At 64.1% G+C, this 23,202-nt stretch carries 18 protein-coding genes and 1 tRNA gene; 12 read left to right on the top strand and 7 right to left on the bottom strand.

The genetic code is table 11. The features are described 5' to 3' along the window. Positions 1–30 precede the first annotated feature (30 nt). The 4 genes from B7G54_RS12825 to B7G54_RS12810 all read left to right on the top strand — a co-directional run bounded on the left by B7G54_RS12825 (position 31) and on the right by B7G54_RS12810 (position 5,978). On the top strand, positions 31–2,124 hold the full coding sequence (locus tag B7G54_RS12825; RefSeq protein ID WP_085039420.1) for a peptidase domain-containing ABC transporter: 2,094 nt from the start codon (positions 31–33) through the stop codon (positions 2,122–2,124). After that, complete coding sequence (locus B7G54_RS12820) at positions 2,121–3,593, top strand: TolC family protein (protein WP_085039419.1); 1,473 nt, start codon at positions 2,121–2,123, stop codon at positions 3,591–3,593. Before B7G54_RS12825 ends, B7G54_RS12820 begins: the two co-directional genes overlap by 4 nt. 117 nt (positions 3,594–3,710) lie before the next feature. Further along, complete coding sequence (locus B7G54_RS12815) at positions 3,711–4,718, top strand: alpha/beta fold hydrolase (protein ID WP_085039418.1); 1,008 nt, start codon at positions 3,711–3,713, stop codon at positions 4,716–4,718. A 130-nt stretch (positions 4,719–4,848) separates the two neighbouring features. After that, positions 4,849–5,978, top strand: a protein-coding gene (locus B7G54_RS12810; protein ID WP_425266479.1) for an IS3 family transposase whose coding sequence is annotated in 2 segments (ribosomal slippage) — positions 4,849–5,110 and positions 5,110–5,978 — 1,131 coding nt in all. Because the reading frame shifts where the segments join, the coding sequence is not laid out codon by codon here. A 362-nt stretch (positions 5,979–6,340) separates the two neighbouring features. Here B7G54_RS12810 and B7G54_RS12805 read toward each other — a convergent pair. Next, entirely contained in the window at positions 6,341–7,543 is a 1,203-nt protein-coding gene (locus B7G54_RS12805) for a tyrosine-type recombinase/integrase (RefSeq protein ID WP_085039417.1), read from the bottom strand. Positions 7,544–7,726: 183 nt separating this feature from the next. After that, positions 7,727–7,813: transfer RNA gene (locus B7G54_RS12800), tRNA-Leu, on the bottom strand. A gap of 236 nt (positions 7,814–8,049) precedes the next feature. On the opposite strand from B7G54_RS12800, the gene hpnD reads away from it, so the two are divergent. Further along, the gene (gene hpnD, locus B7G54_RS12795) at positions 8,050–8,883 is read left to right on the top strand and encodes a presqualene diphosphate synthase HpnD (protein WP_085039549.1); all 834 of its coding nucleotides are present in this window, start codon (positions 8,050–8,052) and stop codon (positions 8,881–8,883) included. Between the two features lie 12 nt (positions 8,884–8,895). Here hpnD and B7G54_RS12790 read toward each other — a convergent pair whose 3' ends face one another. The 3 genes from B7G54_RS12790 to B7G54_RS12780 form a co-directional block, all read right to left on the bottom strand. Next, positions 8,896–10,116: a DUF1501 domain-containing protein gene (locus B7G54_RS12790; RefSeq protein ID WP_085039416.1), complete on the bottom strand. Its 1,221-nt coding sequence runs from the start codon at positions 10,114–10,116 to the stop codon at positions 8,896–8,898. A gap of 67 nt (positions 10,117–10,183) precedes the next feature. Then, positions 10,184–11,686: a DUF1800 domain-containing protein gene (locus B7G54_RS12785; RefSeq protein WP_085039548.1), complete on the bottom strand. Its 1,503-nt coding sequence runs from the start codon at positions 11,684–11,686 to the stop codon at positions 10,184–10,186. Between the two features lie 132 nt (positions 11,687–11,818). Continuing rightward, complete coding sequence (locus B7G54_RS12780; protein ID WP_085039415.1) at positions 11,819–12,094, bottom strand: hypothetical protein; 276 nt, start codon at positions 12,092–12,094, stop codon at positions 11,819–11,821. Between the two features lie 258 nt (positions 12,095–12,352). On the opposite strand from B7G54_RS12780, the gene ompR reads away from it, so the two are divergent. The 4 genes from ompR to B7G54_RS12755 all read left to right on the top strand — a co-directional run bounded on the left by ompR (position 12,353) and on the right by B7G54_RS12755 (position 15,831). Next, a complete protein-coding gene (gene ompR / locus B7G54_RS12770; protein WP_006478565.1) occupies positions 12,353–13,087 on the top strand; it encodes an osmolarity response regulator transcription factor OmpR in 735 nt (244 codons plus the stop codon). Between the two features lie 40 nt (positions 13,088–13,127). After that, positions 13,128–14,489 carry an ATP-binding protein gene (locus tag B7G54_RS12765; protein ID WP_085039414.1) on the top strand — a complete coding sequence of 454 codons (1,362 nt, stop codon included), beginning with the start codon at positions 13,128–13,130 and terminating at the stop codon, positions 14,487–14,489. Positions 14,490–14,678: 189 nt separating this feature from the next. Beyond that, positions 14,679–15,227, top strand: coding sequence for a peroxiredoxin (locus tag B7G54_RS12760; RefSeq protein WP_031399305.1), 549 nt, complete (start codon positions 14,679–14,681; stop codon positions 15,225–15,227). 76 nt (positions 15,228–15,303) lie between these two features. Continuing rightward, entirely contained in the window at positions 15,304–15,831 is a 528-nt protein-coding gene (locus tag B7G54_RS12755; protein ID WP_011352388.1) for a carboxymuconolactone decarboxylase family protein, read from the top strand. Between the two features lie 133 nt (positions 15,832–15,964). On the opposite strand, the gene ispF is transcribed toward B7G54_RS12755, so the two are convergent. After that, complete coding sequence (ispF, locus tag B7G54_RS12750; RefSeq protein ID WP_085039413.1) at positions 15,965–16,450, bottom strand: 2-C-methyl-D-erythritol 2,4-cyclodiphosphate synthase; 486 nt, start codon at positions 16,448–16,450, stop codon at positions 15,965–15,967. A gap of 28 nt (positions 16,451–16,478) precedes the next feature. After that, positions 16,479–17,189: a 2-C-methyl-D-erythritol 4-phosphate cytidylyltransferase gene (ispD, locus tag B7G54_RS12745; RefSeq protein ID WP_085039412.1), complete on the bottom strand. Its 711-nt coding sequence runs from the start codon at positions 17,187–17,189 to the stop codon at positions 16,479–16,481. A 107-nt stretch (positions 17,190–17,296) separates the two neighbouring features. Between ispD and mfd the strand changes: the two genes are divergently transcribed. The 3 genes from mfd (at position 17,297) to B7G54_RS12730 (ending at position 23,173) form a co-directional block, all read left to right on the top strand. After that, positions 17,297–20,767: a transcription-repair coupling factor gene (gene mfd, locus B7G54_RS12740; protein WP_085039411.1), complete on the top strand. Its 3,471-nt coding sequence runs from the start codon at positions 17,297–17,299 to the stop codon at positions 20,765–20,767. Positions 20,768–20,872: 105 nt separating this feature from the next. Beyond that, the gene (gene argE, locus B7G54_RS12735) at positions 20,873–22,093 is read left to right on the top strand and encodes an acetylornithine deacetylase (RefSeq protein ID WP_085039410.1); all 1,221 of its coding nucleotides are present in this window, start codon (positions 20,873–20,875) and stop codon (positions 22,091–22,093) included. Positions 22,094–22,153: 60 nt separating this feature from the next. Next, positions 22,154–23,173 (top strand): threonine/serine dehydratase family protein, encoded by a 1,020-nt coding sequence (locus tag B7G54_RS12730; protein WP_085039409.1) that lies wholly within the window; start codon positions 22,154–22,156, stop codon positions 23,171–23,173. Positions 23,174–23,202: the final 29 nt, after the last annotated feature.

Raw genomic sequence — 23,202 nt, 5'->3', positions numbered from 1 at the left:
CAGTTCACGCTTCACCTAACCAAAGCAACCATGAACCGCCAACTTCAATTCGGATTTCGGCGCAGTATTGACGTGCATTTGCAAACCGAAGCAACGGAATGCGGACTAGCCTGCATCAGCATGATCGCAACGTTTCATGGCTACGACACCGATCTGCCAACGTTGCGGCGACGCTTTTCGCCATCACTCAAGGGGCTTACGCTGCTCGATCTTGTCAAGATCGGCGCATCCCTCGATCTTGCCGGGCGCGCGGTTCGACTGGAACCGGAAGAGCTTCACCTGCTGCGGCTGCCGTGCATTCTGCATTGGGATTTTCGGCATTTTGTCGTCCTCGAACGTGTTGGCCGCGATCATGTGCTGTTGGTTGACCCCGCGCTCGGCGCGCGGCGCATGTCGTTCAAGGAATTGTCGCTGCATTTCAGCGGCATGGCATTGGAACTCGTGCCGACGCCGGCCTTTCAGCCACGCCGGGACAAGCAGGAGATCGGTCTGCGTTCCCTGATGGGTCGTGCCAGTGGTGTCGGGCGCGGGTTGCTCAGAGTCTTCCTGCTCGCCCTTGCGCTTGAAGTCTTCACCATCGTTGCGCCCTTCTATCCCGAGTGGGTCACGGACCAAGCCATTACGACCGGCGATCGACACCTGCTTCTGATTTTGGCGTTGGGTTTCGGGTTGGTGCTGGTGATCCATATCGCGACAGAGGCAATGCGATCGTGGGCTGTTACGACGTTCAGCACGCTCGTGAATGTGCAATGGTTGGCGAACGTGTTCCGCCATCTGCTGAATCTTCCGCTCGACTATTTCGGCAAACGTCACATCGGCGATATCGTTTCCCGCTTCGATAGCGTCAACACGATCCAGCAAGCGCTGACGGTCGGCTTCGTTGAATCTGTGCTCGATGGTCTCATGTCGATCGGCACCATCATTATCATGATCGTCTACAACGCCCGGCTATCGCTTATCAGCGTGGTTGCCGTGGTGCTCTACGCGATCTTGCGCGCCTGCATTTATGGCGCGCTGCGCATGTCGAACCAGAAGCAGATCGTTTTCGCTGCACGGGGCAAAAGTCTGCTCATGGAATCGGTCCGGGGCATTCAGAGCGTGCGCCTGTTCGGTAAGGCGGAGGACCGGCTGGCCCGCTGGCTGAACGTGATCGTAAGCGAGAAGAACGCTGATCTGCGAACGCGACGGCTTCAACTGATCGCGACCACAAGCAATCATTTCATCTTCGGGCTCGAAGCGATTCTAGTGACCTACTTCGGCGCGCTTGCCGTCATCGACCGGTCACTCTCGCTCGGGATGCTGTTCGCCTTCCTGTCCTATCGCGGGCAGTTCACCGCACGCTTTACTGCTCTGATCGACAAAGTGTACGAGCTGCGAATTCTCAAACTTCACGCGGCGCGGCTGGCGGATATCGTACTCACGAAACGGGAGCCGGATGAAGTGATGCGAGCGCCGGACGTGGATGAATTTGTGCCGACGCTCGAAGTCAAGAAATTGTCATACAGCTATTCGAAGAACGGACCGAAGATCATCGACAACCTCGATCTGCGTGTTGAGGCGGGCGAAGCCGTTGCAATTGTCGGGCCATCCGGTCAAGGCAAAACGACGTTGCTGAAACTGCTCGCAGGCTTGTTGGCACCGCATTCGGGGGAAATTATCGCGGGCGGCTTGCCGATTCGGCAAATGGGTCTTGCGAACTATCGTTCCCTGATCGGCGTTGTGATGCAGGAGGATCGACTGTTCGCCGGATCGATTGCCGAGAACATCAGCTTCTTCGATCCAACGCCCGACTTCGCGTGGATCGCGGAATGCGCGGAAATGGCTTCCGTCCATGCCGATATTCGTGCGATGCCGATGGGCTACTACACCTACATCGGAGACATGGGGTCTGCCCTGTCCGCAGGTCAGCGGCAACGCGTGATGCTCGCACGCGCCCTTTACCGCCGTCCGAAACTGCTCCTGCTCGATGAGGCGACGAGTCATCTTGACGTGAACAACGAACGCGCCGTGAACGCAGCGATGCGCAAGCTGAATATCACGCGGATCATTGTCGCGCACCGTCCTGAAACCATCGCATCGGCCGATCGCGTCATTGAGCTTGGGCGTGTGCGGGAAACGGCATGAGAAAGAAGAATGTCGCGCTTCGAATGCTTTCATACCGTTGTGCGCTTGTTGTTGCCTGCCTCGCGGTCGCCGGGCTCGTCGTTCCGCTGACGCATGCGCAACTCGATCCATTTTCGACACGAAGAGGATTGGAAGACGTATCGCCCGATTTGAACCGGATGGCACGTGCTACAGGCGCCTGTAGCGAGGCGCGCCTTAATTCGCCTGTTTCCCTGTATGAAGCAGTCAGCCGCGCTCTGTGCAGCGATCCGACCGTGCGCGAAAGCTGGGCGAACATGGTCTTGAACGCGGCTCAGGTGGGTGTCGCAAAATCTGCGTGGTTGCCAACGTTAGACGCCAGTGGCACACGTTCGCGTACAGTTGAAACTGAAACCCTATCTGGTCCGACACTGCCTGATGCGATGGGCCGCGCATCGGATCGTTATGGTGAGTTGCGGCTGTCGTGGGTGTTCTTCGATTTCGGTAGGCGTGACGCGAATCTGACCTATTATAACGGGCTGCTTGAGCTTTCCAAGGCGAGCCATACCGAAGCACTGCAATCTGTGTTCGAGCAGGCTGCAGCGGCGTTTTATGCGGTCTGGACTGCACAAAGCACACTTGATGCGGCGAGCAACGCCGAGGCGAATGCCGAACGAAGCTTTCAGATTGCCCGTCATAAACACCTTGCAGGCGCCGGTACACTAAACGATGAATTGCAGGCAAAGGCCGCATGGCAGGAAGCAATTTACACACGCGTGAACGCGACGGGTGCGCTCAAGGCCGCGCAAGGCACCTTGTGCCTACGCATGGGAATTCCCGTCGAAACTGCCATTGAAGTTGATGTGAGCGCGGGCGCTCAACCGGACGTGAATTTCACGTCTTCGATTGCTGATCTGCTGGCGCTGGCAAAAGCTGTCAACCCGAAGTTACGCGAGGCGCAAGCACTGATCGAAGCTGACGAAGCGAACGCGAAACTTGCACGCAGGGAGGAACTTCCCACGATTTCCTTGTCGGGCTCGTTGAGCAACGACAAGTCATTAGGCGCATTTCCACGCGACACGCGCACGTACAGCAAATATGTGGGAATTCAGATCAGCATCCCGATCTTTTCCGGGTTTGGTCAGGAGTATCACCGTCAGGCATCGGAAGCTCAGGTTGATATCGATCGCGCAAGCCTGCATAAAGCCGAACTGGAAGTCGCGTCGGCCGTATGGCGCAACTATCAGGACGTGATAACGAAGACGGCCAATCTACAGGTCGCCTCTTCGACGCAGGAAAGCGCGCAGGAAGCGTACGACGTGGCGAGCAAACGCTACAGTGCCGGCGTCGGCCCCCTGCTCGATGTTCTGAACGCACAAACTACTCTCGCAACGGCGCAACGTCAGGTCGTGCAATCGCAGGCCGATTGGCGTGTGTCGCGGCTAGTGCTGGCATTTTCGATTGGGACACTCGACGGTCAGCGTTGGACACCGCACGCTGAAGCGCCATGACGATATTTGTCGCCAACAACGCTACAACGGAGAATTTCCTTGCCTTCTTTGCGACTTCTTGTCCGGGCCTTGTCTGTTGTACTAATCGTTGAATCAACGTCATCCGCTGCCGGACCGATGACCAAGACGGCCACGATGCCCGAGCGTCAGCTTGTCGATACGCCTGTACCGGTCGTGCTACCGGGGCGCTTGGCCGTCTCGTCGCTGTCGGGTACGGCTGAAATACCGATCGCGGTATCTCGCGACTGGACCGTCAAACAGAACGACGTGACTCGCGCCGTCATCATTATTCACGGCTGGCCTCGACGCGATTTGGTTTCCGGCGAACATGCTGCAGAGGTAGCGGGTGCGGCGTCGAAAGATGCGCTGATTGTCACGCCTCAGTTTTTGACTGAGAACGACATTGCCGCACATCGCCTGCCAGCCGACATACTCGGTTGGGGCATCAACGACTGGCCTAAAGGCAAGCCATCCGACGACAGAGCGACCGTCAGTTCCTTTCAGGTTGTCGACGAAATCTTCAAGCACCTTGCGGATCGTGCCATCTTCCCTAACCTTCGCATGATCGTACTGGCGGGACATTCGGCAGGCGGACAGTTCGTCCAGCGGTATGCCGCAGTCGGACGGGGCGAAGCGTTGATCGCGGGCACGCCGATCCATGTTCGATATGTCGTGGCAAACCCGTCCACGTACTTGTATTTCACCGATGACCGGCCGAATGCAAGTGGCGCGCTTGTGCCATTCGACGCGGGCTCATGCCCCACGTTCAATCGATGGAACTATGGGATGCAGACTGAGGTGCCCCCGTACGTATCGTCGCAGCGGCCTGCGGCTCAATGGGAAGCGGACTACCTCAAACGCGATGTTGTCTATCTACTGGGCACGGAAGACGACGCGGCGGATGCGGATGGTCTTGACCGGTCGTGCGGTGCCGAAGCACAAGGACCGACGCGCTACGCCCGTGGATTGGCCTTTGACGCGTACATCCATCATCTTGATCCGAACACGCCCCACCATCTGCTCACGGTCTCCGGCGTAGCACATTCCAGTTCCCGGATGTTTGCGTCGGCCTGTGGACTCGCGGCCCTCTTCGACTCGCAAAGCTGCGAACAGAATTCCCGATAGATGATTGACGAGTGCCAGCAAAAAGCCGCCTATGAGGCTGGCCCACAAAATGATCCGCTTTGGGAATCTCGGACCGATCCGAGCGTGAGTTTTGCGGCAAACTTGACCCTGAACCAGGAGGTGGTTTGTCATGAATCGGAAACGCTTTTCGATCGAACAGATTGTAGCGGTGCTCAAGCAAGCTGAACTGGGCATGCCAGTGGCCGATGTGATCCGGCAGGTCGGTATTTCGGAACAGACGTTCTATCGGTGGAAGAAGCAATATGCCGGCATGCAGTCAGATCAGGTGCGCGAGCTCAAGCAACTGCAAGAGGAGAACGCGCGGTTCAAGAAGCTGGTTGCCGAACTGAGCCTAGACAAGGCCATTTTGCAGGACGTTGCATCAAAAAAGTGGCCCGGCCCGCGCTGAGGCGAGACGTGGTGGATTACGTGGTGAGCCACTACGGATTGACGATGAGGCGGGCCTGTCGGCTCGTGAAGCAACCGCGCAGCGTTCAGTACTACCGAGGCATCAAAGATCCCCGCCCGGAGCTTCGGTCGCGGATGCGCGGGATTGCCCATACGCGGGTGCGCTACGGCTATCGACGTGTCTATGTGCTGTTGCGTCGGGAAGGCTGGCAGTTGGGCCGGAACCAGGCGTACCGGCTGTATTGCGAAGAGCAGTTGCAGTTGCGCTCGAAGTTGCCGAAGCGACGAAAGATGGTGGTGACGCGGGTGGCGAAGATCGTTCCGATCAAACCAAACGATGCGTGGAGTATGGATTTTGTGGCCGACCAGCTCGCTGATGGTTCGAAATTTCGCACCTTGACGATCGTGGATGTCTTCACGAAGGAAGCATTGGCGATCGAAGTCGGACAACGGCTGAAAGGCGAACATGTGGTGTCTGCGCTGAATCGAATCGCCGCTCGGCGCGGGGCTCCGCGGCATCTGTTCGTCGACAACGGCAGCGAATTTTCGGGGCGCCTGCTCGACATGTGGGCGTACCACTATCGGGCCAAAATCGACTTCAGCAGGCCCGGGAAGCCAACGGACAATTGCCACATCGAGACGTTTAACGGATCATTCCGCGACGAGTGCTTGAACCTCGATTGGTTCGAAACGCTGGGCGAGGCCAAGGCGATCGTCGAGGCGTGGCGCCGGGATTACAACGAGAGTCGTCCTCACTCGGCTCTCAACGAGTTGGCACCAGCCGAATTCGCCCGTCAGTTGGTGCCTTCATCGGGTCCGACTGAACCCGAAACGCCGCAAAACTCGCTCTAGATCTGGTCCGGGAAACCCAAGCGGATCAATGTGAGCTCATTGCCGTGCGTAGCAGTCATTGATCGTGTGCACGGCCTAGTTGACCACGCACCGTCGATCGTATGTCGGAAAGGCGTCCGATACCAGTAATTGCCGCTCCTTACGCACGGGGTGGATCGGTGAACGCGATGGAAGAGTAATCGTGAGCTTGGCGCACACCGATGAATGTCCTGCCACACTGGCGGATTCAACCGGTCGATGCAACAGATACGAAGGGCAGCGACAGGTCTACAACGGAATTTAGTCCCTGGACGCCAACGGCAGCATTCGGCACCACGGCTATCGGTAATCGACGCAACCGCGAATTGCGCGATTACGCATCCCTAAGAAACAGCAGTCACCGGGCCTTTCTTGAGCCGGTCGAGGTAGTCGGCCCACTTCTGCATCATCGCCCGGCGTTCTTTGATGAACCGCGTCCGGTTATATGCGCCGCCGAGCACATCAGGAACCGCGTGCGCGAGTTGATGCTCGATTACTTCGGGCTTCTGCTCAAGTTCCTCGTGGAGGATCGTTCTGGCCATCGCGCGGAATCCGTGTCCGGTTATTTCTGTACGTGTGTCGTAGCCCAGCCGACGCAGTGCGGCATTGATAGCGGCATCGCTCATCGGGCGATTCCGATCGCGCGCGCCAGGAAACAAGTAGCGACCGCCTCCGGTCAGCGAGTGCAACTCACGGAGAATCGCGACCGCCTGAGTCGCAAGCGGCACGAGATGATCGGTCTTCGTCTTCGTAACGAGATAACGCCACTCGGCCTTGTCAAGATCGAGTTGCGACCATTCAGCCTTCCGCAACTCACCGGGGCGTACGAACAGCAGAGGGGCCAGTTTGAGCCCGCAGAGAACGGGAAAAGTACCGGTGAAGCCGTCGAACGCGCGTAGCATTTCGCCCACCTTGATCGGCTCGGTGATAGAGGCGAAGTGAATCGTGCGTGTCGATGGAATTGCTCCAAGCAGGTCACGTGCCGGATCGGCCTTACAGTAACCTTCCTTGATGCCATATCGGAACGCCTGACTGAGTTCCGCACGCACCCGATGAGCCGTATAGCGCGCGCCTCGCGAATCAATGCGCTTGAGCAGCGTAAGCACCTCCGGCGCGTCGATCTCGGCGATTGGCCGCTTGCCGACCCACGGGAACACATCATTCCTGAAGCGCGCCAGCGTCTTTTCGTACTGCGCGGGTTCGACCGAAGCGCGGCGCTCCTCCATCCAAGCGAGCGCGACAGCCTCGAATGAATTCGACGCTGCCAGCTTGGCGGCGCGCTTGTCCGCCTTCTTCACCTCTCCCGGATCGGTCCCTACCGCAAGACGTTCGCGGGCCTCGGCGCATCGCTTGCGCGCCATTTTTAGCGAGACATCGGGATAGACCCCAAGAGAAATCCGCTTTTCCTTGCCGCCGAACCGGTACTTCAATCGCCACCACTTCCCACCAGCGGGAGAAATTTCCAGGTACAAGCCGCCACCGTCGAACAAGCGCGTAGGCTTCGCGGCAGGCTTGGCATTCTTGATAGCGGTATCGGTCAGCGGCATGGGGGCAACTCCATGACTGGGACGGGACGCACTTCTATGTTATCCCCAATGTTGCCCCAACTTGCCCCAACTTGCCCCCAGCTTCAACCGGTAATGACGGGAACATCGCAGAATGGAAAAACCCGCGAAGCCTTTAGCTATCGCGGGTTTCAAGAGTTCTCGGGAACAAACCGGAACGAGAGTTGGTGCGTGAGGCCGGACTCGAACCGGCACACCCTTGCGGGCGTCAGGACCTAAACCTGGTGCGTCTACCAATTTCGCCACTCACGCGGATTTTTTGTCGCCTGACCACGCGGCACGCAAGATGCGTTTCCACGCGCCCCGGACATTGCGCCGGCCTGGAACCGGCACGCCCGATCAGGCGAGCGCGAGATTCTACCCGATCCCGGCGGCCTTGTCTCGCCCCCCGCCGTCACCCGTCGTGCTGCGGTGCTAGAATGCCGCGCTCGACGTTTCGGCACCGCGCCGCCACGCGTCCCCCGAACCCGCCCCACACGATTCCGCCCGTGAACTTCGACGACTACTGTCAGCAAAAGGCCGCCCCTGCGGGCTCCAGCGTCTACTACGCGCTGCGTCAGGCACCGCCCGCCACGCAACCGCGCCTGACCGCCCTGTTCGCGCTGCGGCGCGAACTCGAGGAAACCGTCAAGGAAACCAGCGACCCGACCGTCGGGCACACGAAGCTCGCGTGGTGGCACAAGGAACTCGCCGCGCTGGCCAACGGGCAGCCGTCGCACCCGGTCACGAAGGCGCTCGCAAAACATCATCCGGCGATCGCCGCCGAGACCGAGGCGTTGCGCACGCTCGTCAACGGTTACGGGATGGATCTCGAACAGGCGCGCTACCTCGATTTCGCGAACCTGCAGCGCTATATCGCGCAAGTCGGCGGCACCTTCGCGTCGCTGGTCGCGCGCGCCAGCGCTGCAAACCCTGCCGACCCGCAACCATGGGCCGCGGACGCCGGCCGCGCGCTGCTGCTCGCGCAATTCGTGCAGGAACTCGGCAACGACGCGCGCCACGGCCGCATCTACCTGCCGATCGACGAACTGCAGCGCTACAACGTGACCGCGGCCGATCTGCTGAACCGCCGCTACAGCCCGGCCTTCACCGAATTGCTGCAATTCCAGACAGCCCGCGCACGCGAAGCGCTCGTGGCCGCCGAAGCGGCAATCCCCGCATCCGAGCGCCGCAACCAGCGCACGCTGCGCGCACAGATCGCACTGGCCGCCTCGCTGCTCGACGAAATCGAGCGCGACGGCTACCAGGTGCTGCATCAGCGCATCGCGCTGACGCCGATCCGCAAGCTGTGGATCGCGTGGCGCGCATCGCGCCGCCGCTAACCCCCACACGCATCACGCCTTCAGCAGCGGCAGCGTGTCGAAGCGCTGCTGCAGCACGCGCGTCGCGTCGAGCCCCCACCACGGCCCGAGCACGGTCGCGTAGAGCTGGCGGAAATCGACCGCGACCGGCAGGTTGCCGTTGCCGTCGAGCCGCCCGAGCGCCGGCGGCGCACCGTACAGCCCTCCGGCCACGCGGCCGCCCATCACGAAATGCGGCGCGGCCGTGCCGTGATCGGTGCCGTTGCTCTGGTTCTCGCGCACGCGCCGCCCGAATTCCGCATACGTCATCACGAGCGTCTGATTCCAGCGCCCAAGTTCGATCAACGCGCCGCGCATCGCGCTCATCCCTTCCGCGAACTGCTTGAGCAGCGCAGCCTGCTGCCCCGGCTGGTTCTGGTGCGTATCGAAGCCGTTGAGCGTCAGGCGCAGCACCGCGACACCATCCTGCGCGCCGGGCCCGGACGCTTCGCACGCGGCCAGCACCTGCATCGCGGTCTTGACCGACGTGCCGAACGCGCCGGCCGGAAAGGCCGTCCGGAATTCACGCATCCCGCCGCGCGGGCGCAGCCGATCGGCTGCCTTCACGATGTCGTTCTCGACGTCGATGATGTGTGCGAGCGCGGGGTTCTGTTCGCGCAGCGACGACGGCTCGGCGAGCCGGGCCGCCCGGATGAACTGCGCGGGATTGACGAGCGCGATCGCACGCGCACCGTTCGCGAGCGGCCCCATCTCGGCGCTGCCGAGCACGACGCCGTCCGCCGCGAAACCGGGCGGCACGGGCGCTTGCGCGAACGTGCGCGTGAGCCAGCCTTCGTGCAGGTATTGATCCGAGCGCGACGCGGTATCCCAGATCTCGATCGAGCGAAAATGCGACAGGTTCGGCTGCGGATAGCCGACGCCCTGCACGACCGCGACCTGCCCGTCGCGCCACAGCGGCATCAGCGGCGCAAGCGACGGATGCAGCCCCGTGTGTGCGTCGAGTTGCAGCACCTGCTCGCGCTTGATGCCGATGCTGCGCCGGAACTGGTAGTACAGCGGGTCCGCATACGGCACCACCGTGTTGAGGCCGTCGTTGCCGCCCTTCAACTCGACGAGGATCAGCACGTTCGCATACCCGGCCGCCGGTTGGCGCCCCGCCTGCGCCACGGAAGCCGCCATCGCAGGCGCCTGCCACATCGACACGCCGGCCGCGGCCGCCGCGCCCGTCAGCGTCAGAAAATCACGTCGGTTCATCGTGCATCCTTTGGTTCGCCGCCCGGCACCTTCGCCGCAACGGCTCCCCGCTTCATCGTCGTTCGAATCATTTCAGTTGATAGGCCGGATCCATCAGCAGCGCCTCGAGATACGCACTGCCGGTCGAATCCGTGTCGATCGCCGCGACCGGCGAAAGCTGCAGCACCGCATGCTGCAACTGAAGCTCGGTCGACAAACCCGCGATTGCCTGCGGCCGCGCATGATATTGCGCAAGCCAGCGTTCGAGGTCGAAACGCAGGCCGGCGCGCGCGGGCTTGGCGGGCGCACCGCGCATGCCGGCGGCGGACGCCGTATCGACCACCGGCATCGCGTGTGCGCGGACGTTCGGCGGCGGCACCGTCGCGTGCGCCGGCGGGTGCATGCCGGCCGTTTCCGTCGCGCGGAACAGTTGCTCGACGAACTGTTTGCGCGCGAGCAGCGTGGTGCTGTTGATCCACAGCGCGCCGCCCGGCCAGCCCTTCACGTTCGGCGGGTAGAACAGGTTCTGCCCGAGCGTGCGCACGGTGTTCGCGAGCATCTGCGGGTCGCCGTATGAAACGTCGAACAGCCGCACCGAGCCGACGACGAATTCCGCCGGTGACTTGACGAGCACGCCGCGGTTGCGCGGATCCCAGAAGGCGTCGGTCGACCACAGTGCGGCGAGCGCCGCGCGGATCTCGTAGCCGCTCGAACGAAACCGTTCGGCCACCGCATCGAGCGCGCCCGGATCGGGCGCATCCGACACGAACTCGCGCCACAGCTTGCCGGCGATGAAGCGCGCGGTGCCGGGCCGTTTCAGCAGGATGTCGAGAAAGCCGTCGCCATCGAACGGCCCGGTTTCGCCGAGGATCGTCTTGTCGCCCGCATCGTGCCATTCCGGCCGCACCGCGAAGCGCAGCGTATCGGGATCGACCGTCCAGCCCGTCATCGCGCGCGCGGCTTCGGTCACGTCGTATTGCGTGTAATGCCCTTCGCCGAGCGTGAACAACTCCATCACCTCGCGCGCGAAATTCTCGTTCGGGCGCCCCTTGCGATTGCTCGCGCCGTCGAGGTACTGCAGCATCGCCGGATCCTTCGCGACCGCGTGCAGCAGCGCGCCGAAGTTGCCGAGCGCCTCGCGGCGAAACAGCGCGTTCTGCGCGGCCATCGTCTGCGGGTAAGGCACCTTGTCCTGCCCCGACGTGAAGTGCCCGTGCCAGAACAACGTCATGCGCTCGGTCAGCGGCGACGGCGTGACGATCATCTCGTTGACCCACGCCGCGCGCAACACATCGTACCGAACGTTGCGCTCGCGCTGCTCGTCGCGCCGCATGTCGGGGGTCAGCGCCTGGCGCTGCGCGCGCGTCGGCGGCAGCTCGGCGATCCAGTCGGGCCACGTCGTGACGGGGTCGCGGCGAACGCTGCCGAGCGTGTCGGCCACGACCTGCGCGCGCGTCATGCCGACGATGCGCGCGACATCGGCGGGCGCGGGAGAAAAACCGGTACGGCTCAGGAAAAACAATGCATCGTCGGCGTCGAGCGGCGACTGCATGGCGGGCGACGGCGCCGGTGCGGCAGCGTTCGCTTTCATCGTCATGGACTCCCGGAACGCACCGGCGGTGCGGATGCCGGTACAACGGCATTCGGCAGGCGAAAGTTGACGGAAAAATTGCTACGAATCTTTTCCGCGCGGCAGGTTCCGCGCAGGGCGAACGACGGCGGGTCAGCGCTTGTACAACTCGCGAACGGCGTCTTCGATATGCTGGCGCAGCAGGTGCCGTTCCTCGGGCGTCATGTGCCCGTCGCGGCGGTGCTGCTCGAGATCGGGGGGCACGGCGGAACGAGCCGGCATCTCGGCGGCACGATCGGGCGGCGCCTTGCTGCGCGGCAGCTTGCGCGACGATGCGCCCTGCTCGGGGCGTTGCGCATACGCGAAGTTAGACGCATACGGACCGGCAAGCGCGATCGTCAGCATCAGTGCAATCCGGGCAGATCGCATGACCGTCCTCGCTTCTTTGGTCGATTTGTTCCCTTCGTCACGCGGCAACCGGTTACCTCTGGTACTTGAAAAACCCTGCGGAATTCGGGTGTGCAAAGATGAAAGATGGAGTGCAGGGGAGTATCTACCGAATTTCGGCTTCGAGTAAAGGAATCTCTATAGCCTGCCTTTACTCCGCGCGACACTACGGGTAAATTTTGTAACCGACTGTAACGCACGAAAATACGCGGCCGTGCGTCAATTCCCATTCGCGATAAGATGCCGATCATGGAAACGAAAAACCCCTCCAAGATTCTCGTCGTCGACGACGACCCGCGCCTGCGCGATCTGCTGCGCCGCTATCTCGGCGAGCAGGGTTTCAATGTCTACGTCGCGGAAAACGCGACAGCAATGAACAAGCTGTGGGTACGCGAGCGGTTCGACCTGCTCGTGCTCGACCTGATGCTCCCGGGCGAAGACGGCCTGTCGATCTGCCGCCGCCTGCGCGGCAGCAACGACCGCACGCCGATCATCATGCTCACCGCGAAGGGCGAGGATGTGGATCGCATCGTCGGCCTCGAGATGGGCGCCGACGATTACCTGCCGAAGCCGTTCAACCCGCGCGAACTCGTCGCGCGCATTCATGCGGTGCTGCGCCGCCAGGCGCCGGCCGAACTGCCGGGCGCGCCGTCGGAAACCACCGAGGTGTTCGAGTTCGGCGAGTTCTCGCTGAACCTCGCGACGCGCACCCTGACCAAGTCCGGCCAGGAAATTCCGCTCACCACCGGCGAATTCTCGGTGCTGAAGGTGTTCGCGCGCCATCCGCGCCAGCCGCTGTCGCGCGAGAAGCTGATGGAACTCGCGCGCGGCCGTGAATACGAAGTGTTCGACCGCAGCCTCGACGTGCAGATTTCGCGCCTGCGCAAGCTGATCGAACCGGATCCGGGCAGCCCGCGCTTCATCCAGACCGTCTGGGGCCTCGGCTACGTGTTCATCCCGGACGGCGCCGCCTGATCTTTTTCCCTTCCGGTTTCGCCTGCCCACGGCCCGTCCCATGCGTATCGACCGGCGCCTCCTGCAGCTCGCGTTCGGCGGGCTGTTCTGGCGCACCTTCCTGCTGATCGCGCTGCTGATCTCGGTCAGTCTCGCCGCGTGGTTCCAGAGCTTTCGCGTGATCGAGCGCGAGCCGCGTGCGCAGCGCGTCGCGCTGCAGCTCGTCGCGGTCGTGAAGCTCACGCGCACCGCCCTGCTCTATTCCGATCCCGATCTGCGGCGCGCGCTGCTGCAGGATCTCGAGAGCAACGAGGGCGTGCGCGTGTACCCGCGCGAAAAGACCGACAAGTTCAAGCTGCAGCCCGACGAATCGCTAAACCGCCTGATCGAACACGACATCCGCAGCCGCCTCGGCGACGATACCGTGATCGCGCAGTCGGTCAACGACATTCCCGGTGTGTGGATCAGCTTCAAGATCGACGACGACGATTACTGGGTCGCGCTCGACCGCGACCAGCTCGACAACGTCACGGGCCTGCAATGGGCCGGCTGGGGCCTGTTCGCGCTCGCGTTGTCGTTGTTCGGCTCCGCGTTCATCACGAGCCTCGTGAACCGGCCGTTCTCGCGGCTCGCGCTTGCCGCGCGCCAGATCGGCTCGGGCCAGACGCCCGAACTGCTGCCCGAGCGCGGGATGGGCGTTGCGGCCGACACCAACCGCAGCTTCAACCAGATGGTGCGCGACCTCGAACAGCTCGAGGCCGACCGCGCGCTGATGCTTGCAGGCATCTCGCACGACCTGCGCACGCCGCTCGCGCGGCTGCGGCTCGAAACCGAGATGAGCCCGTCCGACCAGGCGACCAAGGATGCAATGGTCGACGACATCGAGCAGATGGACCGCATCATCGCGGCCTTCATCGACTACGCGCGCCCGTCGCAACGCAAGCCGGAGCCCGTCGACCTGTCGTCGATCGCGCAGGAGGTCGCCGCACGCGTGTCGGGCGAGGACGGTGTCGAGATCCGCACGCGGCTCGCGCCGAGCGCGGTGATCGAAGCCGACGAGACCGACATGCGCCGCGTGATCGGCAACCTCGTCGAGAACGCACGCAAGTACGGCCAGAGCAAGCAGGACGGCGTGTCGCGCATCACGCTCGAGACGCGCGTATCGCACGCGCGCGTCGAGCTGTCGGTGAGCGACGAAGGCCCCGGCATCCCCGAGGATCAGCTGCCGCTCGTGATGCGGCCGTTCTACCGCGTCGACACCGCCCGCACCAAGGCGGACGGCACGGGCCTCGGGATGGCGATCGTGCTGCGCCTCGTCGGCCGCTATCGCGGCGCGCTGCGCCTGCGCAACCGTAACCCCGACGCGGGCCTCGAAGTCACGCTCGAATTCCCCGGTGCCGGCAAGGCGCGTGCGACTGCGTGACGCGCTCACGCACGCCTTCCGCGCGCCACACTATCGATCCGGTTGAAAAAAACTATGAAGATCGTTAGTCAAAATCTATTGAAGCGCTTTACTAATAGTGTTATAGTTTTGCCCATGCTGTCACATCATCGTTGCAGCACCGAGGTAGCTTGACTCAGTCTTCTTCCCAACTCATACAGGAGTATCCGCATGAAAACCGTGGGCGATAAACTCGAAGCTTTCACCGTCGTAGCCGCGAAGCCGGGCTTCAACAATCACGAGGAAAACGGCCAGTCGGCGTTCGAGACCGTCACCGAAGCGTCGTTCCCGGGCAAGTGGAAGATCATCTACTTCTATCCGAAGGATTTCACGTTCGTGTGCCCGACGGAAATCGTCGAGTTCGCGAAGCTCACGAAGCAGTTCGAAGAGCGCGATGCCGTCCTGCTGGGCGGCAGCTCGGACAACGAATTCGTCAAGCTCGCATGGCGCCGTGAGCACAAGGACCTGAACAAGCTGAACCACTACTCGTTCGGCGACGTCAAGGGCGAGCTGATCGACCAGCTCGGCGTGCGCGACAAGGAAGCCGGCGTGGCCCTGCGTGCAACGTTCATCGTCGATCCGGACAACACGATCCAGCACGTTTCGGTGAACAACCTGAACGTCGGCCGCAGCCCGGAAGAAGTCCTGCGGATTCTGGACGGCCTGCAAACGGACGAACTGTGCCCGTGCAACCGTGCAGTCGGCGGCGCAACGCTGTAAGCGCATCGATGCACGAAGCCCGCGGCGCACGTCCTGCCTGCGGGCTTTTTTAACGGCCAACCCATAGGAGATATCAATGGAATTCATCGACTCGATTAAGGCACGTATTCCCGACTACGCGAAGGACATTCGCCTGAACCTCGACGGCACGATCTCGCGCTCGTCGCTCGAAGGCACCGACGCGGTCGGCGTCGCGCTGGCGGCAGCGATCGCGGCGAAGAGCACGGTGCTCATCAAGACGATCCGCGAAGCCGGCGTCCTGTCGCCCGAAGAGACGAACGCCGTGCTGACGGCGGCCGCGCTGATGGGGATGAACAACACCTGGTATCCGTATGTCGAGATGGCCGACGACGCCGACCTGAAGACGCAACGCGCCGAGCTGCGGATGGGCGCGTATGCGACGCACGGCGGTGTCGACAAGCGGAAGTTCGAGATGTACGCGCTCGCCGCGTCGATCGTCGGCAAGTGCCACTTCTGCGTGAAGTCGCACTACGCGCTGCTGAAGAACGAGCAAGGGATGACCGTCACGCAGTTGCGCGACGTCGGCCGCATCGCGTCGGTGATCAACGCCGCGGCGCAAGTGATCGCAGCAGAAGGCGAATAAGCGGTACGCCGCTCGGCCGGCCGCCGCGCCGGCCCGGTGGTCGCTCCAGACGAAAATGCCACGCATCCGCGTGGCATTTTTCATTGCTGCGACGCGGCGCGCCGGGCGAACCGCGCACCGCTGCCACCGGGCGTCAGCCGCCCTGCTTCACCAGCAGCGCGGCGGCCTGGGCCTCGATCCCCTCGCCGCGGCCAAGATAGCCGAGCTTCTCGTTGGTCTTCGCCTTCACGTTCACGCGATCGAGCGGCAGCCCGAGATCGGCCGCGATGTTCGCGCGCATCCCGTCGATATGCGGTGCCAGCTTCGGCGCCTGGGCGATCACCGTGCTGTCGATATTCTGGATCGTGAAACCGGCCGCCTTCACGCGCTCGGCGCACGCGCGCAGCAGCACGCGGCTGTCCGCGCCCTTGAACGCCGCGTCCGTGTCGGAGAAATGGCGGCCGATATCGCCGAGCGCCGCCGCGCCGAACAGCGCGTCGGTGATCGCGTGCAGCAGCACGTCCGCGTCCGAGTGGCCGAGCAGGCCGCGCTCGTACGGAATCGTCACGCCGCCGATGATGAGGGGGCGCCCCTCGACGAGCTGGTGCACGTCGTAGCCTTGTCCGATTCTGAAATCCATGCGTGTTCCGATTGAGAGGGGGTGAAAGTCAGGAAGCGTTCGCGGGGCGCGCGAGGATCGCTTCCGCGAGCGCGAAATCTTCCGGGTACGTGACCTTGAAATTGCGCAGGCTGCCCTGCACGACGCGCGGCGTATGGCCGGCCCATTCGATCGCGCTCGCTTCGTCGGTCAGGTCGTGCCCTTCGCGCTGCGCGCGCAGGATCGCCTCGCGCAACATGCCGATGCGGAACATCTGCGGCGTCTGCGCCTGCCACAGCGCGTCGCGCGACTCGGTGCGCGCGATCGCGTCGCCGCCGGCCGGCACGCGCTTGAGCGTATCGGCCACCGGCAGCGCGACGATGCCGCCGACCGGATCGTCCTTCAGCGTCGCGACCAGCGTGCGGATCAGCGCCGGCGTGATGCCCGGGCGCGCGGCGTCGTGCACGAGCACCCAGTCGTGGTCGGTCGCGCCGAACTCGGCCAGCTCGAGCAGACCGTTCAGCACCGACGCCTGGCGCGAGCCGCCGCCGCAGCGGCGCACCGCGAAGCGCAGGCCCGCGAAGCGGCGTGCGTCGAAATGGGAATCGTCGGGCGCGAGGACGACGAGCGTCTGCGCGAATTCGCTGCACGCGTCGAACGCGGCGAGCGTGTAGTGCAGCAGCGCGCGGCCGGCCAGCGTGCGGTATTGCTTCGGCACGGCCGAACCGGAACGGCTGCCCGTGCCGGCACAGGGAATCAGGGCGAAAAGTCGGGGAGTCACGAAGGGAAACGCCGGAAAGATGAAATCGAGAAGCGGATTTTATAATAGGTCTTTCGTCTCGACCGGCGCACCGCGATGCGCCCGTGCACGCCACCCCTGTCGTCCCTATGCCAGATAACGCTTCCACCCCGTCCGCCTCGCCCGTTGCCCGCGTCAAACCCGGCCAGCGTTTCGCCTTCGACGGCGCGCATGGTTCCGCCGACGCGCTCGCCATCGCCCGTTATCTCGCCGACAACCGCCAGGACGTGCCGCTCCTCGCGGTGATCTGCGCGAACGCGGTCGACGCGCAGCGGCTCTCGCAGGAAATCCGCTACTTCTCGCCCGATACGCGCGTGCGCCTGCTGCCGGACTGGGAAACGCTGCCGTACGACACGTTCTCGCCGCACCAGGACCTCGTATCCGAGCGTCTCGCGACGCTGCACGATCTCGGCGAGGGCCGCTGCGACATCCTGCTCGTGCCCGCGACCACCGCGCTGTACCGGATGCCGCCCGCGTCGTTCATGGCCGCGTACACGTTCGCATTCGCACAGGGCGAGCGGCTCGACGAAGCGAAGCTGAAGGCGCAGCTCACGCTGGCCGGCTACGAACACGTGAGCCAGGTCGTGCGGCCCGGCGAATACTGTGTGCGTGGCTCGCTGATCGACCTGTACCCGATGGGCTCGCCGCTGCCGTACCGGATCGACCTGTTCGACGACCAGGTCGACTCGATCCGCGCGTTCGACCCCGACACGCAGCGCAGCCTCTACCCGGTGCGCGACGTGCGCCTCTTGCCCGGCCGCGAGTTTCCGTTCGACGAAGCCGCGCGCACGGCCTTCCGCAGCCGCTGGCGCGAAACCTTCGAAGGCGACCCGAGCCGCGCGCCGATCTACAAGGACATCGGCAACGGCGTGCCGTCGGCCGGCATCGAGTACTACCTGCCGCTGTTCTTCGACGAAACCGCCACGCTGTTCCACTACCTGCCGCAGGACGCGCACCTCGTGTTCGCCGGCGATCTCGAAGCGTCGATCCGCCGCTTCACGGCCGATACGAAGCAGCGCCATGCGTTCCTCGCGCACGATCGCGAGCGGCCGATCCTCGAACCGCAGCGCCTGTTCCTGTCCGACGAGGATTTCTTCGCGTTCGCGAAGCCGTTCGCCCGCGTCGTGCTGCCCGCGCAGCCGGCCGGCGGCTGGGCGACGGCGCTGCCCGAGCTCACCGTCGATCGCCATGCCGACGATCCGCTCGCGTCGCTGCGCACGTTCGTCGAATCGTCAGGCAAGCGCATCCTGCTGACCGTCGAATCGGCCGGCCGCCGCGAGACGATCCTGCAACTGCTCGCCGAACACCATCTGCGCCCCGCGTCGAACGACCACTTCGCGGGCTGGCTCGAGAGCGACGAACGCTTCGCGCTCGGCGTCGCACCGCTCGCAAATGGCTTCGCGGTGCCGGGCGAAGGCTATGCGGTCGTCACCGAAACCGAGCTGTACGGCGCGCTCAGCCGCCGCGCGGGGCGCCGCCGGCAGGAACAGGCCAGCAACGTCGACGCGATGGTGCGCGACCTGTCGGAACTGAAGATCGGCGACCCGGTCGTCCACGCGCAGCACGGCATCGGCCGCTACATGGGCCTCGTGTCGATGGATCTCGGCGAAGGCGAGACCGAATTCCTGCATCTCGAATACTCGGGCGACAGCAAGCTCTACGTGCCCGTCGCGCAATTGCACGTGATCTCGCGCTACAGCGGCGCCGATCCCGACAGCGCGCCGCTGCACGCGCTCGGCTCCGGCCAGTGGGAGCGCGCGAAGCGCAAGGCCGCGCAGCAGATCCGCGATACGGCCGCCGAGCTGCTGAACCTGTACGCGCGCCGCGCGGCCCGCGAAGGCCACGCGTTCTCGCTCGATCCGCGCGACTACGTGAAGTTCGCCGAAAGCTTCGGCTTCGAGGAAACGCCCGACCAGGCGGCCGCCATCGCGGCCGTGATCGGCGACATGACGAGCGGCAAGCCGATGGACCGCCTCGTGTGCGGCGACGTCGGCTTCGGCAAGACCGAGGTCGCACTGCGTGCCGCGTTCATCGCGGTGCTGGGCGGCAAGCAGGTCGCGCTGCTGTCGCCGACCACGCTGCTCGCCGAGCAGCACACGCAGACCTTCGTCGACCGCTTTGCGGACTGGCCGGTGCGGATCGTCGAGCTGTCGCGCTTCAAGACCACGAAGGAAGTCAACGCGGCGATTGCGCAGATCAACGAAGGCAGCGTCGACATCGTGATCGGCACGCACAAGCTGCTGTCGTCGGACGTGCAGTTCAAGCGCCTCGGGCTCGTGATCATCGACGAGGAACACCGCTTCGGCGTGCGCCAGAAGGAAGCGCTGAAGGCGCTGCGCGCGGAAGTCGACGTGCTGACGCTCACCGCGACGCCGATCCCGCGCACGCTCGGGATGGCGCTCGAAGGGCTGCGCGATTTCTCGGTCATTGCAACCGCGCCGCAGAAGCGGCTCGCGATCAAGACCTTCGTGCGCCGCGAGGAAGAAAGCGTGATCCGCGAGGCGATGCTGCGCGAGCTGAAGCGCGGCGGCCAGGTGTACTTCCTGCACAACGAGGTCGAGACGATCGAGAACCGCAAGGCGATGCTCGAGGCGCTCGTGCCCGAAGCACGCATCGTGATCGCGCACGGCCAGATGCACGAACGCGAACTCGAACGGGTGATGCGCGATTTCGTCGCGCAGCGCGCGAACGTGCTGCTGTGCACGACCATCATCGAGACCGGCATCGACGTGCCGAGCGCGAACACGATCATCATGCATCGCTCGGACAAGTTCGGCCTCGCGCAGCTCCACCAGCTGCGCGGCCGCGTCGGCCGCTCGCATCACCAGGCGTACGCGTACCTGCTGGTCCACGATCCGCAGGCGCTGACCAAGCAGGCGCAGCGCCGGCTGGAAGCGATCCAGCAGATGGAGGAACTCGGTTCGGGCTTCTATCTCGCGATGCACGACCTCGAGATCCGCGGCACCGGCGAAGTGCTCGGCGACAAGCAGTCGGGCGAGATCCACGAGATCGGTTTCCAGCTCTATACGGACATGCTGAACGACGCGGTGAAGGCGCTGAAGAACGGCAAGGAGCCCGACCTCACCGCCCCGCTCGCCGCGACGACGGAAATCAACCTGCATGCGCCGGCGATCCTGCCGGCCGATTACTGCGCGGATGTACAGGAGCGGCTGTCGCTCTACAAGCGTCTCGCGAACTGCGAGCACGGCGACGCGATCGACGGCATCCAGGAAGAATTGATCGACCGCTTCGGCAAGCTGCCGCCGCAGGCGCACGCACTCGTCGAGACGCACCGGCTGCGGATCGCCGCGAAGCCGCTCGGCATCGTGAAGATCGACGCGAGCGAGGTTGCGATCGGGCTGCAGTTCGAGCCGAATCCACCGATCGATCCGATGCGGATCATCGAGATGGTGCAGAAGCACCGGCACATCAAGCTCGCGGGCCAGGACAAGCTGCGCATCGAGACGCGCTCGCCCGATCTCGCGATCCGCGTGTCGACGATCAAGGAAACGCTGCGCGCGCTCAGCCCCAAGCAGGGAGCGGCTGCCGCGGTGCGCTGACGCGATACCGGCGGGTGCGGCGTTGCTGCACCGCATCGCGTCCGGCGAAGGCGGGCCGACGCGTTTTTGAGTATGATTTTCCCATTCATCAGACGGAGTTTTGCCATGTCCACTCTCGACGCGACGGCGCCGTCCGCCGCCGACCAAGGCGACGCGTCGCTCGTCAGCCTGCCCTGGATCAAGCAACTGGTGTCGATGGACACGACGAGCCGCGTGCCGAACCTCGGCCTGATCGAAACGGTGCGCGACGCGCTCGCCGCGAAAGGCATTGTTTCGACGATCACGCACGATCCGCGCGAAGGCTGGGCGAACCTGTTCGCGACCGTGCCCGCGCACGACGGCTCGACGAACGGCGGCATCGTGCTGTCGGGGCATACCGACGTCGTGCCGGTCGACGGCCAGCAATGGGACAGCAACCCGTTCGCGCCGGAAATCCGCGACGGCCGCCTGTACGGCCGCGGCACCTGCGACATGAAGGGCTTCATCGGCGCGGCGCTCGCGCTGCTGCCCGAGATGCAGGCGACGAAGCTCGCGAAGCCGATCCATTTTGCGCTGTCCTACGACGAGGAAATCGGCTGCGCGGGCGCACCGCTGATGATCGCCGACCTCGTCAAGCGCGGCGTGCAACCGTCCGGCTGCATCGTCGGCGAGCCGACCAGCATGCGGCCGATCATCGCGCACAAGGGCATCAACGCATACCGTTGCTGCGTGCGCGGCCACGCGGCGCATTCGTCGCTGACGCCGAAGGGGCTGAACGCGATCGAGTATGCGGCGCGCCTGATCTGCCACATCCGCGACATCGCCGACCGCTTCCGTGCCGAAGGCCCGTTCGATGCGCTGTACGACGTGCCGTTCACGACTGCGCAAACGAGCACGATCCAGGGCGGCAACGCGATCAACACGGTGCCGGCCGAATGCCGCTTCGACTTCGAGTTCCGCAACCTGCCAACGCTCGATCCCGAGCAGATCTTCACGCGCATCGAAGCGTATGCACGAGACACGCTGCTGCCGCAGATGCTGCGCGAGCATCCGAATGCCGCGATCGAGTTTTCGAAGATCGCTGCGGCGCCGGGCCTCGACGCCACCGAACAGGCCGCGATCACGCAGCTCGTGCGTGCGCTGACGGCCGACCAGGACAAGCGCAAGGTCGCGTACGGCACCGAGGCCGGCCTGTTCGAACGCGCGGGCATCCCGAGCGTCGTATGCGGGCCCGGCAACATCGAGCAGGCGCACAAGCCGAACGAATATGTCGAGCTCGCGCAGCTCGCCGGCTGCGAGCAGTTCCTGCGCAAGTTCATCCGCAGCATGTCGGTCGACGCGCACTGACTGCCTCCCGCCACGCCGGCCCGCGTGTGCGGGCCGGCCCACTCCGCCACCCGCCACGTCATGTCGACTGAACAACAGGGCATCGCCCATACGACGATCGACGGCGAGCCGATCCCGACGCTCGACGAAATCGCCGCGCAGCATTTCGCGTTGTCACCGTGGGTCGCGCGCACGCCCGTGTTCGAACGCGCCGACCTGCCGTCCCTCGAAGGCACGCACGTCAACTTCAAGTTCGAGCTGCTGCAGGCGAGCGGCAGCTTCAAGGCGCGCGGCGCGTTCACGCATCTGCTCGCGCTCGACGAGGCCCGCAAGAATGCGGGTGTTACCTGCGTGTCGGCCGGCAATCATGCAGCGGCCGTCGCATATGCGGCGATGCGGCTCGGCAGCAGCGCAAAGGTCGTGATGTTCCACACCGCGAGCCCGGCGCGCATCGCGCAGTGCAAGCAGTACCGTGCGGAAGTCGTGCTCGCGGGCAGCGCGTCGCAGGCATTCGATCTCGTGCGGCGCATCGAGGCCGAGGAAGGCCGCTTCTTCATCCATCCGTTCAACGGCTATCACACGATCCTCGGCACCGCGACGCTCGGCTACGAATGGGCGACGCAGACCCCCGACCTCGACGCGGTAATCGTGCCGATCGGCGGCGGCGGGCTCGCGGCCGGCATGGCGACCGCACTGCGGCTCGCGAATCCGCGCGTGCACGTGTATGGCGTCGAGCCGGAAGGCGCCGATGCGATGAGCCGCAGCTTCGCGGCCAATCACACGATCAAGATGAGCGCGATGCAGACGATCGCCGATTCGCTGATGGCGCCGCATACCGAGGAATACAGCTACCAGCTGTGCCGGCGCCACGTCGACCGCATCGTCACCGTGTCCGACGACGCGCTGCGTTCCGCGATGCTGTTCCTGTTCTCGCAACTGAAACTGTCGGTCGAACCGGCGTGCGCGGCCGCCCTCGCCGCGCTGCTCGGCCCGCTGCGCGAAACGCTGCAGGGCAAGCGCGTCGGCGTGCTGCTGTCGGGCACCAATACCGACCCCGGCACGCTCGGCATGCATCTCGCGCACGCGAAATTGCATCCCTGACCCCGCATCGGGCACACGCGGACAAACCT

The sequence above is a fragment of the Burkholderia puraquae genome (assembly GCF_002099195.1).
Classification (GTDB): domain Bacteria; phylum Pseudomonadota; class Gammaproteobacteria; order Burkholderiales; family Burkholderiaceae; genus Burkholderia; species Burkholderia puraquae.
This window is presented reverse-complemented; position numbering and strand designations above follow the sequence as displayed.

Excerpts from the sequence above, each read along its gene's own strand:
- B7G54_RS12825 (WP_085039420.1), top strand. The coding sequence starts at position 31 with ATGAACCGCCAACTTCAATTCGGATTTCGGCGCAGTATTGACGTGCAT.
- B7G54_RS12820 (WP_085039419.1), top strand. The coding sequence starts at position 2,121 with ATGAGAAAGAAGAATGTCGCGCTTCGAATGCTTTCATACCGTTGTGCG.
- B7G54_RS12815 (WP_085039418.1), top strand. The coding sequence starts at position 3,711 with ATGACCAAGACGGCCACGATGCCCGAGCGTCAGCTTGTCGATACGCCT.
- B7G54_RS12805 (WP_085039417.1), bottom strand. The coding sequence starts at position 7,543 with ATGCCGCTGACCGATACCGCTATCAAGAATGCCAAGCCTGCCGCGAAG.
- B7G54_RS12790 (WP_085039416.1), bottom strand. The coding sequence starts at position 10,116 with ATGAACCGACGTGATTTTCTGACGCTGACGGGCGCGGCGGCCGCGGCC.
- B7G54_RS12785 (WP_085039548.1), bottom strand. The coding sequence starts at position 11,686 with ATGAAAGCGAACGCTGCCGCACCGGCGCCGTCGCCCGCCATGCAGTCG.
- B7G54_RS12780 (WP_085039415.1), bottom strand. The coding sequence starts at position 12,094 with ATGCGATCTGCCCGGATTGCACTGATGCTGACGATCGCGCTTGCCGGT.
- ompR (WP_006478565.1), top strand. The coding sequence starts at position 12,353 with ATGCCGATCATGGAAACGAAAAACCCCTCCAAGATTCTCGTCGTCGAC.
- B7G54_RS12765 (WP_085039414.1), top strand. The coding sequence starts at position 13,128 with ATGCGTATCGACCGGCGCCTCCTGCAGCTCGCGTTCGGCGGGCTGTTC.
- B7G54_RS12760 (WP_031399305.1), top strand. The coding sequence starts at position 14,679 with ATGAAAACCGTGGGCGATAAACTCGAAGCTTTCACCGTCGTAGCCGCG.
- B7G54_RS12755 (WP_011352388.1), top strand. The coding sequence starts at position 15,304 with ATGGAATTCATCGACTCGATTAAGGCACGTATTCCCGACTACGCGAAG.
- ispF (WP_085039413.1), bottom strand. The coding sequence starts at position 16,450 with ATGGATTTCAGAATCGGACAAGGCTACGACGTGCACCAGCTCGTCGAG.
- mfd (WP_085039411.1), top strand. The coding sequence starts at position 17,297 with ATGCCAGATAACGCTTCCACCCCGTCCGCCTCGCCCGTTGCCCGCGTC.
- argE (WP_085039410.1), top strand. The coding sequence starts at position 20,873 with ATGTCCACTCTCGACGCGACGGCGCCGTCCGCCGCCGACCAAGGCGAC.
- B7G54_RS12730 (WP_085039409.1), top strand. The coding sequence starts at position 22,154 with ATGTCGACTGAACAACAGGGCATCGCCCATACGACGATCGACGGCGAG.